The organism is Vibrio sp. 14G-20, assembly GCF_026241515.1.
GTDB lineage: Bacteria > Pseudomonadota > Gammaproteobacteria > Enterobacterales > Vibrionaceae > Vibrio.
On the sequence record NZ_JAPHPW010000002.1, the window covers coordinates 1 to 14,081 of the forward strand.

The window sequence follows — 14,081 nt, forward strand, 5'->3', positions numbered from 1 at the left end:
CCAACTCCGTTATTACTTAATTGTAGTTGCAATAACGGGGCGGACCATACATTTTGACTGTGGCTCATGCAGGGGAAGAAGGACCAGCTCAAAACATCGTCGATGCGATTGAGATGCTCAATGTGAGTCGTGTCGATCATGGTGTGCAGTGCATGGCAGATGACGCTTTGATTGCCGAATTGATTGAGACGAAAATGCCGCTGACCGTGTGTCCATTGTCTAACATTAAATTGCGTGTATTCGATGTGATGGAAGACCACAACATTGTCGAACTGTTGAGAAAGGGCGTGGCTGTAACGATCAATTCGGACGACCCTGCTTATTTCGGTGGTTACATGTCAGATAACTTTAATGCTGTTAGCCAAGCTCATGAGATGACGCACCAAGAGTTAGCGCAGTTTAGTTTGAATGCGATAGATGCGAGCTTTATTGAAGCGCCATTAAAGCAGCAATATCGTGAGCTCGTTCAAGACTATCTTTCTAAAGCTGATTTTGAGTCGCCTGTCGTTTAGATTTCGGCGGCCAAAGCTCTGAAGTAAAGTGCCTTATAACGACTGACATATGTTGGTCGTTTTTTTTATATTGGGTTTACGCAATTCTTAGTCTAAGAAATAACCTAACTTACTAAGAGATATGATTTTATTTTGCTAAAAACACTCGTTCTATCTGTAATGAACTATCTTTATAAGGAGTGTAAAATTCAGCACTAAGGCTGTATGACGTAAACATAGCGATTGTCGGAGGAGGAATACACCGTTGTTAGACCCAACAATCAGTGAACAAATTGAGTGGCCTTGTGAATTGCCGCAAGAATTGATCGATAGCCTAATCGAAATTGCTGTTTTCAAAACGAGTGTTCATAGCCTCGAAATTACCCAAAAATTCCAAAACCTGCCTGGCGTTTTCTATATTCTCAGCGGCTCCGCGGGAATCTGCTTTTCTACCGAAAATATGAAAAGCATATCCGGTGGTGTGATCGGAAGGGGAGATTGGATAGGCGCTTTGACTATTCATGCCAACTACAACCTCTTTGCTGTGGCAGAGGAGGTCGAGCCTATCACTATGGTACTGTTTCCCGCCGAGAAAGTGTTAGCGCTGGCTGAAGAGCAGTGCATGGTATTCAAATGGCTGCTGCATAGTGGGACCAGAGCACAATCTATTTGGATGCAAGCTTACTTATCCTCGATTCATGAAAAAGAACAGAAAACCATTTATGTTTTGTTGGAACTTGCGGCGCGCCAGAACAATATTGCAGGTGCAACTGTGAGTATTAATATCTCACAAACTCAATTGAGTACCATTACCGGGATCTCTAGACCCAGATTGAATGAGGTGCTCAAAGGAATAGAGCAACAGGGCTTAGTGAAGATCCAAAGAGGGAAGGTGTTTATCACCGATATTGAGGGGTTGTATGAGCGTATTTCACCAATGAATTTAATGATGCGCGATCCTGTCGCTGAGATTAAGGTGTGAAACTCTAACAGCAGAGCTAACCTTTGGATGATTAGATTTCAATGATTAATAAATATCAAAGAAAAAATTATGCACAGTGTTCTTTTAGGAACATACATCAAAAGAGAATATCTATAATGTTGACTCTAGATTTATAAATTGAATTAGAGCGGAATAGAATTGTTATGAAAATGGCTGTATTGGAATATAAAGTATTGGGACTTGGTGACTGGATTAAAACAAGGGTTTCTAGCCGCTGTGCCCATTTACTAGCAGCTGAGTATAAAGCGCTAGGATGGCCAACTAAAGTGGATGGTAAAGTGTTATCTACTGAGTCTGCTTAACCTCTATAAGCCTAAATCATCTAGATGAAGACAAAAAAGAAGCTGGCAGTGTGCCAGCTTCTTTCATTTTTAAATTAGGACCATTGAGCTACTTGTTCACGTAGTCTTTGAATTTCTGCTTGGTTTCAGCATCTGATTTTTCGTACCAGAAATAGAGCATCTCTTCAGCTGTATTTGCTGCATTTCCGTCAATCTTTGCTGGAAGCGTTACTGGTTGTGCGACAGCAGCCGCTGCGCCCGCGCTAGCACCTACTGTAAGTGCTGCGATGCCGCCTTTCTGGTTGTACTCCTTCGCTTCTTGCGGGTACTTACGACCAATCTGCATGCCATCTTTGATAAGTTTGTCTTGCTTAACACTGATTGCATTTTGGTTTTCATCAACCAGTTTCCAATCTAAGTTTTGAAGGCCTTTTTTCGCTTCGTTGGTGTTACGGAACTTAGGCATGTCAAACGTCAATGCTGTGTCTGTCGCATCAAAAGTGGCAATAATGGTATCGCTATCGACAAACTCGCGGTCGTTACCTTGGCTGAAAGCAAGTTGATATTTGAAAACGATTTGGTTCACGCCATCTGGAACGGTGATCGTTTTGCTCGAAGAGAAGAAACCACCGTCGAGATCAGGCTTAGCCTCATTAACAGCTAAGACTTCGACTAAAGCATCTGCGCTAGAAGGAACTTCAATTGTTACGTCAGCTAACACTTGTGGCGCTGCGATAATTGTGGAAAGCAGCGCAATGGATTGTAATGTTTTCATAGTTATACAGTTATTTAGGTGAGTTGTTCTACACTCGCATGCATAAAGCAGTATTTCAAGCTACCTTGTCTCGATTTGGCAAAATTCACCGAAACTTAACCAAAGCCTAGTTTTTGAATGTGTCGATTGTACGGTTTCTGTGCAAGTGAGGGCGTGATCTTGTACTTTCCTCTGTCACGTCATCATCGACGTCCAGTGAGGCTTGAGGAGAAGGTAAAGAGATATAAATAGGAATAATTGCCGCCACCCAAATGGCATAGATGGTAATGACTCGGTTGAAGGCGACGAACCAGGTTTCACTGCCGCTACCAGACAAGTAGTAACCCAATAAGGTAAGTAAGGTGCAGGCAATAGCCCACATCACGGCTGATAGTGGATTTTTCGTTGTAGCTGCGAGTAAGACGATCGTAATGTAGGGCACGGCCATGGCAATACCCAAGGGTACACGACAGTCGACCACAAAAATGATGGTAGCACCGAGTGCTAAGAATAAATGTGGGCCAGTGCTAGGTAAATTTACATTCCATATCATATGACACCTTCTTTTACCCCGTTTTTCGTTGCTGGTGGAGTTTGTGTATTAAGCGTGTTGCTTGATGGCTGTTGACCATCAACCGATTGATGAGTTGCTGAAGTAATTCAGCCTCGGGCATGATGTGCTTCTCCGTTACCTTTTCAGCCTCGGTTGCGAGCCCGAATACTTCACTCATTTCGTACCTTGATGCAATCGCTTTAACCGCCTTTAATGTTCTGGAGAGGTCATCCTGTTTGGCGTCCGAAAATAGCTCTATCAACTCATCGATTTCGTTTTCTAGCTCATCAACGAGAGAAGTTAAGCATTTGAGCTTTTCGTCTGATTTAAGCTCATCGTTAGCTAAGTATTGGCTACGCGACAGCTCTTCCTCTGTGAGTGGCAGTTTGTTCTTAGGATGACGTGTCAATATGGTTACGTTGCTTTCTGCCTTGTTTGGAAGATTGTGTGCGTTAGCGGAGTGATGGCGGTTGACCTCAAACTGGTGATGAAATTCATTGATGGCGTTTTGTAAGCTATTTTTCTGCAATGGCTTGGTGAGAACGAAATCTGCACCTGAAACGATAAATTCATCGTGAGCTTCTTTGAATACATCCGCTGTACAGGCGAAAATAACGGTAGTGAGCTTGAGTTCGTCGCGGATTTTTTGAATCGCTTCGATACCACTCATGTTGGGCATGTGGTTGTCCATTATGATGAGGTCGTATTGATTTGATGCTAGCTTATCGAGTGCTTGCAAGCCGTCGTAGGCGTTCTCTACGGTTAAGTTGATTGATTCACAGAACTTCCTAATTACCATTGCATTGATTTTGTTGTCTTCAACTAACAATACTGAGAAATCATCGAAAGTGTCATTGGTTTTGGTTGGCGTTTGCTCGACTACTTGTTCTTCAAGCTCATGCATTTCCAACGGCAAAGAGATCCTAAATTGAGTGCCCAAACCAAGTTGGCTGGAAACCTTAATTGTTCCGCCCATCAGTTCGACTAACTGCTGAACAATGGAAAGCCCTAATCCTGTGCCGCCAAACTTACGGGTTGTTGAGAGCTCGGCTTGTTCAAAGGCCGTAAATATATGGTCGATTTTGTCTTCTGCAATGCCAATACCGGTGTCAGTCACTAAGATGTTCACACTTGGTGGGGTAGTGGGTGCAATTAAAAATTCCACTTCAACCTTTCCTGACGCAGTAAACTTGACGGCATTGCCTGCCAAATTAAATAAAATCTGACGTGTACGTGCAGAATCACCAATCAACTGAATATTGGTAGGGATGTTATCTTTAATGGTAAAAGCGAGGCCTTTGTCTGACGCAAGTGGTGTTAATGTTTTATCGAGATGCGTCACGACGTCGGTGACCGAGAACGGGCTGTATTCGAGCTCCATCTTGCCTTGTTCTACCTTGGAAAAATCAAGAATGTCATTCAATATGGTAACAAGGTGCTGTCCTGAATCAATGATGATTTGAGCTTGTTTTCGAGTATCCGTACTTTGTGAATCTTCTTTTATGATTTGAGCGATACCTAACACACCATTCATTGGGGTTCGTAATTCGTGGCTCATGGTTGCGAGAAACAATGACTTCGCTTCGCTGGCTTTTTCTGCTTTATCTGCGGCTTCTTGATAAGAGAGGTTGTTTCTCTTGAGTTCGAAGACTCTGAAGATAAACATGGTGAATGAGAATGCTAAAGTCAGTAACGCGAGAACAATAATAAGCTTAACGATTAAGCTTTTAAGCTGGTCTTGAAGATCAGTAAACTGATGCTCAATATGTTCAATGTACTCCATGCTGTGTGCTGAAAGTACTTGAGATAGCAGTTGGCTTTGCTGCTGGTTGAGCTCGGTAAACGTCTTATAAAGATTCGCGAGCTCGGAGTTGACACCAGAATGTTGAATTTCAGTTCCCCCAATCAACACGCTCGCAAGCAGTTCGCTTTGAATATCGATATTTGCGTTGTTTACCTCAGCATTTGTAGGGTTAGCCCCTGTAAGTTGTAGAGTTAAAGATTGCAAAATAAACTGACGAGCCACACTTAACCCTATTAGGTTGTCTAACGTATCTATATTCGCCATTGAAGCATCGTAAAAACGCTCCAATAATTGCGCTGTTGGTAAGTGTTTGAAGAACGTAGAGTGGATGTTATCGCTTTGAGAACTTTCTCTGAGCTTTTGTAATTCTCTTTCTAAAGCAACCAAATCAGCAGACATTTGATAAGGATTAGAAATACCGGCAAGCGCTGCATTAGTGATGTGATCACGCATTTCTAACACTTCATGGCCTAACTCACGAATAGGCTCTCCATATTCGGTGACATTTTCATGCTCGGAGTAGGTCAGCATAATAAAGCTAATTAAGCCGATGAAAAGCGATATAAACAGTAAAAATATGAGTCTGATCTTATTCATTTTCAAACTCCATTAACATTTGAGGGCGGTTACCTGTGAGGGATTCGAGGAAGACTTTAATATCGTTAATAGTCTGTTTTTCAAACGTTTTACCGAGTTGGCTTTCACCCATGATTTTGATCGCCTCTTCGAGTGTTGCTGTTTGACCATCATGAAAATAGGGTGCAGTGATCGCCACGTTTCTTAAGCTAGCAACACGAAATAAATGCTTGTCTTGTGGTTGCGCGGTAAACATAAAACGGCCTTGGTCTTCACTTCGTTCTGCACCCGTTTTTGATAACCCAAAGTAACCAAATCGCATCACCATTCCTCCACCAATATTGGTGCCTTGGTGGCAACGAATGCAGCCTTCTTCTTGAAAGGTTTCCCAACCACGTTTAGCGGATTCAGAAAGTGCTGCGTTGTCACCTTGTAAATACAGGTCGAAAGGGGCGTTTGGTGTCGTCAAACCTCGCATAAATTCAATAAGTGCTGCCTTAATTGAAGCTTCGTCAATGGGCGTCGATTGTTCTTGGAATAAGTTGATGTAAGTATCCGATCGAGACACATAGTCCGTAATATGTTGCCAGTTTGAATCCATTTCATCGACGTTGTGCACTGGGCCATCAATTTGATCACCAAGGTTATTCACACGACCATCCCAGAAGAAACGATAGTTAAAAACTGCGTTGAAAACGGTGAGTGAATTTCTCATCCCCGCGCCGTTGACGCCAATCGAAACAGGAATAGCTTCAGCGCCGTTGCTTTGAAGGCTATGACAACTTTCACAGCTCACACTGCGATTAGAAGAAAGATTAGGGTCTTTAAATAGCACCCAACCAATTTTAGCAAGGTCATTATTTATCTCGGGAGAATTTGGAATCGGAGATATGGGTTGGCTTGAAGCCACGGTTTTATGTGCGTGCTTTTCTTCTGAATGTGCGGAGTGCCTTGAAGAGTGAGAGTCATCATGATCGCTTTCATGGGCGTGATTTTCTTGGTGTTCGAACGAAGTGTGCATTTTTGAAGAGGCTGCGTCATAAACTAGCATAGCGACTGAAACGACAATGACAGTTATGCTTATTACTGTTAAATATGGCGTTTTCATAGCATCAGTTCCATCTAGTTTAGATAATTTGCCAAGTCAGAATCCGTCTGTTCTTGCCCTTATTCACCTTGTAAATGCTAGGTGAATAAATATAAATCTAGTTGCGCATGGTTGATGTTGCAAGACAAGTGAAAGGAAATTAAATCGCTTGGGTGATTGTCTAGCGGGGAGTGATGAGCAGATCTTGAATTGAATGACGCTCTTTCAAATAAAATCAAGCCGAATAGCGTTAAACGAAAAAAGCCGCGGTCACTCAAGTGAGTTACCACGGCTTTCGTATTAGATTATGGATTTACTATAAATCTTAGTTCAATACACAATCTAAACAGCTTGTATAGTCTAGGTAGGCTTATTTAGCTTGCGCTGCCGCCGCTTCTAGTTGCTTAAGTTTACCTTGAAGCATGTAAGCATTTTGGTTGAAGTTACCAGGGTTCAACACTTGGCTTTGCTGCATTGGGTAGTCAGGTAGCGTGTTCATGAATTCTTGCACTTTGCCGCCTACTGGTACGAATAGCCACATGTTGTCTGCCATCCAGCGTAGGTACATGCCAGATTCGTGTGGTGCTTTTTCGAATGGGTCAGCACGTAGGTGAACAACTTGAGGCCAGTTTGGTTGGAAACGAACCGCGTCAACGATGTTACCGTCCATTACTGCGAATGAAATCTTGAAGTCATTCCAACGCACTGCGTTTAGCTCAGCGTTTGCAGAGAAGTAAAGCATGCTATCACGAGGGCCTTTCTCTTCTTTACCTTCGAAGAAAGGTAGGAAGTTGTAACCATCTAGGTGTACACGCCAGTTCTTACCGTTGTAAGACGCGCCTTTATCAGAAGCTAGCTTCTCAACCACTTTGTCATCACCAGCTGCTGCGAGTAGAGTAGGGATCCAGTCTTGGTGACTCATGATGTCGTTGATCTTAGTTCCCGGTTTGATAGTACCAGGCCAGCGAACTAGCTGAGGAACACGCATACCGCCTTCGTAAGTAGTACCTTTCTCACCGTGGAAGTAAGTTGCACCACCATCAGGCCAAGATACTGTCTCTGCGCCGTTATCGGTAGAGTAGATTACGATTGTGTTGTCTGCGATCTTTAGCTCATCAAGCTTGTCTAGAAGGATACCTACTTGGTCATCGTGCTCTAACATACCATCAGCGTAGATGCTGATACCTGATGCGCCTTGGTATTTCTCTTGTAGACGAGTCCACACGTGCATACGTGTTGTGTTGTGCCAGATGAAGAATGGTTTGTCAGCTTTCACTGCTTTTTCCATGAAGGCTAGAGATTCTTCTAGGAACTCCTCATCCGCGTGCTCCATACGTTTACGCGTCATAGGACCTGTATCTTCAATCTTACCGTCAGCTGTTGACTTGATTACACCACGAGGGCCGAAGTTCTTACGGAACTCAGGATCTTTAGGGTAGTAGTATGTCTCTGGCTCTTCTTCTGCATTCAGGTGGTATAGGTTACCGAAGAACTGGTCAAAACCGTGGTTTGTTGGAAGGTGTTTATCTTGGTCACCCATGTGGTTCTTACCGAACTGAGCAGTCATGTAGCCCTGTTCTTTAAGAAGGTCAGCGATAGTTGGAGCCCAATCTGGGATACCGTGATCAGAGCCTGGCATACCGATAGTTAATAGACCTGTACGGAAAGGTTCTTGACCTGTTAGGAATGCAGCACGACCAGCAGTACACGATTGCTGACCGTAGTGGTCAGTAAATAGTGCGCCTTCGTTAGCAATACGGTCGATGTTAGGCGTTTCGTAACCCATCATACCGTTGTTGTATGCACTGATGTTGAATACACCAATGTCATCACCCCAGATAGCAAGAATGTTTGGTTTTTCTGCTGCTGTTGCCGCTGAAGAAGCTGCTAATAAGCCAACACCTAATGCTAGTTTATTAATTTTAGTACCCATAAGGACTCCGATTCACTTTAAAGATTAATGCGTTAGAGCAACACATCGTTGGGCAAACATTAATCTCTAAAATCGGTCGTGTCTTTTTATAGTGGTTATAACTAATTGTTATGGGGTTATTATAACCTTTTGATTTTTGGGGTTTTGGTCTGTTTTGCTCGATTTACTCTCTAACGTCATGTGTGATCCTTATCATGTTTATATACGTAATTTCCATCGTCTAGTTGTGCGCGTCGCTGTGAAGAAAAATGACAAATAGATTAATAGTTTAGCGAATCTCGCGATTGTTCAAAAAATGGACTATACGTTGTAGGGCAGGATGCAAATAACTAACGAAGAGGTTTCTATGACAGCGAAATATGGCGTCAAACGTCGATTAGCGATTTTGGGTACTGCGATGATGGTGGCTTCCACCACCACATTCGCGGCAGAAAAACCGAATATTCTCGTCATTTGGGGTGACGACATTGGTCAATCTAATGTCAGTGCGTACACCTTTGGCTTAATGGGGTATCAAACTCCGAACATTGATAGCATCGCCAAAGAAGGGATGATGTTTACCGATTACTACGCAGAGCAATCTTGTACCGCAGGTCGCTCTACCTTCATTACAGGTCAAAGTGTACTGAGAACAGGCTTAAGTAAAGTAGGCTTGCCGGGTGCAGATATTGGCCTTCAAGCAGAAGATGCAACCATTGCTGAACTGCTTAAACCTATGGGTTACATGACAGGTCAATTTGGTAAAAACCACCTTGGCGATAAAGATGAGTTTCTTCCAACAGCGCACGGGTTTGACGAATTTTTTGGCAACCTTTATCACCTAAATGCTGAAGAAGAGCCTGAAAATGAAGATTACCCAACCGACCCAGAGTTTCGTAAGAAATTCGGCCCGCGTGGTGTTATCAAATCATTTGCTGATGGCAAGATTGAAGATACTGGCCCACTAACGCGTAAGCGTATGGAAACCGTTGATGAAGAAACACTCGATGCAGCACTCGATTTCATGGATCGTGCGGTGAAAGCCGACAAGCCCTTCTTCGTTTGGTGGAACGCAACACGTATGCACTTTAGAACGCACGTGAAAGCGGACAGTAAAGGTGTAACAGGCGTTGGTAACTACGCTGATGGTATGGTTGAGCATGATCGACACGTTGGCCAACTATTGAAGCAAGTGGATGAACTGGGTATCAAAGACAACACCATTGTTTTCTACTCTACGGATAATGGTCCACACATGAATTCTTGGCCTGATGCAGGTACAACGCCATTCCGTGGTGAGAAAAACACCAACTGGGAAGGCGCATACCGTGTACCAGCAATGGTTCGTTGGCCTGGGAAGATTGAACCGGGCAGTGTCTCTAACGAAATTATGCACCACATGGACTGGATGCCGACCTTCGTTGCAGCCGCTGGTGATGATCAAATCAAAGAGAAACTGCTGAAAGGTCATACTGCGGGTGACAAAACGTTCAAGGTCCACCTAGATGGTTATAACTTCCTGCCTTACCTAACCGGTGAAGAAGAAAAAGGTCGTCGTCACGAGATCTTCTACTTTACTGATGACGGTGATTTAGCGGCGCTTCGTTACAACCAATGGAAAGCGGTGTTCATGGAGCAGCGTGCAACGGGTACGATGCAGATTTGGTCAGAACCGTTCGTGACGTTACGTCTTCCTAAGCTGTTTAACCTGCGTATGGACCCATACGAAAACGCAGATATTACGTCGAACACCTATTATGACTGGTTGCTAGACCATGCTTATATGTTCGTTCCTGCACAAGCGTATGTGGGCAAATTCTTAGAAACATTTGCTGAATACCCGCCACGCCAAAAAGCAGCAAGCTTTAGCTTGGATCAGGTTATGGAAAAACTTCAAGAGAACCATAATAAGTAAGCTTTAGTTTATTAAAACTGATAGCTTAATGAAACTGAAAACACAAAGAGCTCCTAGGAGCTCTTTTTTTATGCGCATATCGGTGAGTAGATACCAGTCGTGAATATGAATCACAACTATCGAGCTAACTGCCACTAAATAATTGTAATTTCATTGTTTTTACGTCTACCTTATTAAGCATAAGGATGTATAAAAACAAGGAATGTTATGTCTGCATGGTTGTGCTCACTAGTGAACGGATTGAAACACCAGCGAGTTGCAGTATTATCCGCAATGTTGTCTTTACCTATGTTGTCAATGCTCAGTTTCAACGGCTATGCCAATGAACAAGCTTCGCCAGCGACATATGTCGGATCTGAAGCGTGTATTGACTGCCACAGCGAGGAAGTGGAAGCGTGGCAAGGCTCTCATCATGATATGGCGATGAAACATGCGACCGAAGAGTCAGTTTTAGGTAACTTCAACGATCAAACCGCGACCCATAAAGGAAAGCCCAACCGATTTTTTCGCAAGGGTGATGAGTTTTGGGTCAACATCGAAGGGCCAGACGGACAATTCAAAGAATACAAAATCAGCTATACCTTCGCCTTTGAACCTCTACAGCAGTACATGGTTGAGTTTGAAGACGGGCGCGTACAGTTGATTCCTTTCGCTTGGGATTCTCGCACTGAGGGCGAAGGCGGCCAACGCTGGTTCCACCTCTATCCTGATACCACCAACACCGATGAGTTTTACTGGACCAACAGCGGTCAAAACTGGAACTTCATGTGTGCAGACTGCCATTCAACGAACCTAGAAAAAAACTACGACAGCACAAGCAATACTTACAACACCACTTGGTCTGAGATTAATGTTGGTTGTGAGGCGTGCCATGGCCCTGCGAGTGAGCACGTTGAAGAAGCCCAGCTAGCAAACAACAAGTTAGCTGAAACGAAGTCAGCAAAAACCAGTGGTGGGAAGGATGCCCAAGTCTCGGCACATTATGGTTTCGATCGCGACTTGTCGAAGTCGGTGAAAGAGTGGATCTATCAAGAGGGCAACTCAACCCTTCAACCAAAAGACATCATCCATACCAATCAAGTTCAAACCTGTGCTCAATGCCACAGTCGACGCACTCAGCTGAATGAAACGGGTGATCACGTTAATGGGTCATTTTTTGATAAGTATCGTCTGAGCTTGATTACCCCTGAGCTTTACCACAACGATGGCCAAATCTACGATGAAGATTACGTTTACGGATCTTTCTTGCAATCCGTGATGGCTGAAAAAGGCGTTACTTGTACTAACTGCCACGATCCCCATACCGCTGAACTAAAAATTGCGGAAGAAGCGGTGTGTAGCCAATGTCACATTGCCTCTGAATACACGCCTGAAAAGCATACATTCCATGAAGCGAATACTGAGGCTTCACAATGTACCACTTGTCATATGCCAGAAACGACGTACATGGAAGTTGACCCAAGGCGTGACCACAGTTGGCATATCCCACGCCCTGATATCAGCCAACATATTAAAACACCGAACGTCTGTACCAGTTGTCACGAAGATCAAACTGATCAGTGGGCTGATAAACAAATCGGTAAATGGTTCCCAGATTCTAAGTATCGAAACCAACAACATTTTGCTGTCGCTTTTTACGCGGATTCAATAGGGCACAGAGGAGCAGAAGATGCACTGGCGTATTCGGCTCAGGATTCAAGTTTAAGCAACATCATTCGAGCATCAAGCTTAGAACGCTTGGGTGGCAACACCGGTAAGAACACGCTTATTTCATTGGCAAGAGCAGTGAAACACGACGATGAGATGCTCCGTTTAGGCGTTGTGCAAGGTTCCTCAGGTTTTCCATTTACTGATCGTTGGCAGATTCTAGAGCCACTATTGAAAGACCCTGTATTGTCGATTCGCTCAGAAACCGCAGGTGCGTTGGTGCGTAATTGGGGAGAAATGAACCCTCTACAGAAAGATCAAATCAAACCTGCATTGCAAGAGTACATTGAGATACAACAATTTAATGCCGACAGAGGGTTTGGACGTACGAACCTAGGTAATGTTTACCGAGATTTAGGTCAGCACGACAAAGCGATTGAGTTTTATCTAGGTGCTATCGACATTGAGCCTTACTTCGAAAACAGCTATGCCAACTTGGCTGATTTGTATCGAGCGCAAGGTAACGAAGAAAAAGCGCTGTCGACATTGAAGCAAGGCATTCAAGCTCAGCCGAAATCGAGTGTATTACCATACAGCGCAGGATTATCTCTGCTTCGTGTGAAAGATTACGACCAAGCAACGGAGTACCTTAAGCAAGCTGCTGAAACTGCACAAACCAACCCACAATATTGGTATGTGTACGGATTGGCTTTGGAGAAATCTGATGTGCTTGCGGCAAGTCAATCACTGCACAAGGCTTACCAATTTAGCCGTAACCCACAACACCTGTATGCCCAGTGTGAAGTGTTGGCGCGAAACAGCCATATACCGGGCGTACCAAAGGCGTTTGAGCAATGTATTTCATCACTGAGCAAAGTGGCACCGCCGGAGGCTATTAACCAATTGAAAGCTAAGTTTAAATAAAGCGATGAGGTGAGCTTGGCTATGGTGCTTGCTGCTTATTCCGCTTGTAACCAATTATCGCGCTTATGAGCAATTATCACGTGTATAACTAATAGTTATGGGGCTTGTGAGTAGGATGTACGCAGCCAGATTGAATAAAGGGAAGACCTATGAACCATGCGCAACATGCAATAAACCAACTGATTGAAGAGATAGAGAAAAGTGTTATCGGTCAGAGTCACGTCGTTCGGGCTCTGGTGATAGGGTTATTGACTAATGGGCATGTGCTTTTAGAGGGACTTCCCGGTACCGCGAAAACTCGCTCAGTAAAATCGCTGGCCAATCTACTGAACACCAGTTTTGGTCGAATTCAGTTTACGCCTGACCTGCTGCCATCAGATGTAACCGGTACAGAAGTGTATCAAGAGCTTGATGGCAAGCCTCAGCTGCATTTCCAACCGGGACCTATTTTTAATAGCATCGTCCTGGCCGATGAAGTAAACCGTGCGCCCGCAAAGGTACAAGCGGCTCTGCTTGAAGCCATGGCGGAAGGGACGATAACCGTAGGTGGTCAAACTCATATTTTGCCAGATCTATTCATGGTATTAGCGACTCAAAACCCGGTTGAACAAGAAGGCACGTATCCACTGCCTGAGGCACAAATGGACCGTTTTATTATGAAGGTGACGGTCGACTACCCAGAAGACGAAGCTGAACGCGACATCATTCGACTTGTGCGCAGTGAGGAACTAGGTAGCGAGACGAGTTCAGAATTAGTTACCCCACAGCATATTGAACCTGAATTGGTACTTGAAGCTCGTCGCCAACTTCCTGATATTGCGGTTTCTGAATTAGTCGAAAACTACATTGTGGCCTTGGTGATGGCGACTCGTAAGCCAGAGCGTTACCCAGAATCAAACTTGTCTAAATGGATTGAGATTGGTTCAAGCCCACGCGCGTCAATCTCATTGGATAAATGTGCTCGCGCTTATGCTTGGCTGCAGGGGCGTGACCACGTCACGTTAGACGATGTGCGTGCAATGCTACCTACCGTATTAGGTCATCGATTCTCATTGTCTTATGACGCATTGGCCGATGGTGTTGACCATCAAAGAGTGGTTGAAGAACTGCTTGATAATGTTGAGATCGGATAAC

Annotated in this window: 10 protein-coding genes and 1 pseudogene; 6 read left to right on the forward strand and 5 right to left on the reverse strand. The window is 44.1% G+C overall.

The features are described from left to right. Window positions 1-53: 53 nt before the first annotated feature. The 3 genes and pseudogenes from OQJ75_RS01735 to OQJ75_RS01745 all read left to right on the forward strand — a co-directional run. A pseudogene (locus OQJ75_RS01735) lies at window positions 54-512 on the forward strand (adenosine deaminase family protein); the annotation flags it as partial. Window positions 513-756: 244 nt separating this feature from the next. Beyond that, window positions 757-1,473 (forward strand): Crp/Fnr family transcriptional regulator, encoded by a 717-nt coding sequence (locus OQJ75_RS01740; protein WP_048613342.1) that lies wholly within the window; start codon window positions 757-759, stop codon window positions 1,471-1,473. 164 nt (window positions 1,474-1,637) lie between these two features. Next, a complete protein-coding gene (locus OQJ75_RS01745; protein ID WP_017070406.1) occupies window positions 1,638-1,796 on the forward strand; it encodes a hypothetical protein in 159 nt (52 codons plus the stop codon). A gap of 88 nt (window positions 1,797-1,884) precedes the next feature. On the opposite strand, the gene OQJ75_RS01750 is transcribed toward OQJ75_RS01745, so the two are convergent. The 5 genes from OQJ75_RS01750 to OQJ75_RS01770 form a co-directional block, all read right to left on the reverse strand. Beyond that, window positions 1,885-2,550, reverse strand: a complete 666-nt coding sequence (locus OQJ75_RS01750; RefSeq protein WP_265970810.1) for a DUF2057 family protein — start codon at window positions 2,548-2,550, stop codon at window positions 1,885-1,887. 106 nt (window positions 2,551-2,656) lie between these two features. Further along, on the reverse strand, window positions 2,657-3,082 hold the full coding sequence (locus tag OQJ75_RS01755; RefSeq protein WP_265970809.1) for a hypothetical protein: 426 nt from the start codon (window positions 3,080-3,082) through the stop codon (window positions 2,657-2,659). Window positions 3,083-3,095: 13 nt separating this feature from the next. Continuing rightward, window positions 3,096-5,483 (reverse strand): ATP-binding protein, encoded by a 2,388-nt coding sequence (locus tag OQJ75_RS01760; protein ID WP_265970808.1) that lies wholly within the window; start codon window positions 5,481-5,483, stop codon window positions 3,096-3,098. Then, window positions 5,476-6,570, reverse strand: a complete 1,095-nt coding sequence (locus OQJ75_RS01765) for a cytochrome-c peroxidase (RefSeq protein ID WP_265970807.1) — start codon at window positions 6,568-6,570, stop codon at window positions 5,476-5,478. Before OQJ75_RS01765 ends, OQJ75_RS01760 begins: the two co-directional genes overlap by 8 nt. Window positions 6,571-6,919: 349 nt before the next feature. Continuing rightward, window positions 6,920-8,482 carry an arylsulfatase gene (locus tag OQJ75_RS01770; RefSeq protein WP_239846633.1) on the reverse strand — a complete coding sequence of 521 codons (1,563 nt, stop codon included), beginning with the start codon at window positions 8,480-8,482 and terminating at the stop codon, window positions 6,920-6,922. A gap of 346 nt (window positions 8,483-8,828) precedes the next feature. Here OQJ75_RS01770 and OQJ75_RS01775 point away from each other — a divergent pair, with 346 nt between their 5' ends. The 3 genes from OQJ75_RS01775 to OQJ75_RS01785 all read left to right on the forward strand — a co-directional run bounded on the left by OQJ75_RS01775 (window position 8,829) and on the right by OQJ75_RS01785 (window position 14,080). Next, window positions 8,829-10,376 (forward strand): arylsulfatase, encoded by a 1,548-nt coding sequence (locus OQJ75_RS01775; RefSeq protein WP_265970806.1) that lies wholly within the window; start codon window positions 8,829-8,831, stop codon window positions 10,374-10,376. Between the two features lie 207 nt (window positions 10,377-10,583). Beyond that, window positions 10,584-12,947 (forward strand): tetratricopeptide repeat protein, encoded by a 2,364-nt coding sequence (locus OQJ75_RS01780; protein WP_265970805.1) that lies wholly within the window; start codon window positions 10,584-10,586, stop codon window positions 12,945-12,947. Between the two features lie 149 nt (window positions 12,948-13,096). Next, window positions 13,097-14,080, forward strand: a complete 984-nt coding sequence (locus OQJ75_RS01785; protein ID WP_265970804.1) for an AAA family ATPase — start codon at window positions 13,097-13,099, stop codon at window positions 14,078-14,080. Window position 14,081 lies beyond the last annotated feature (1 nt).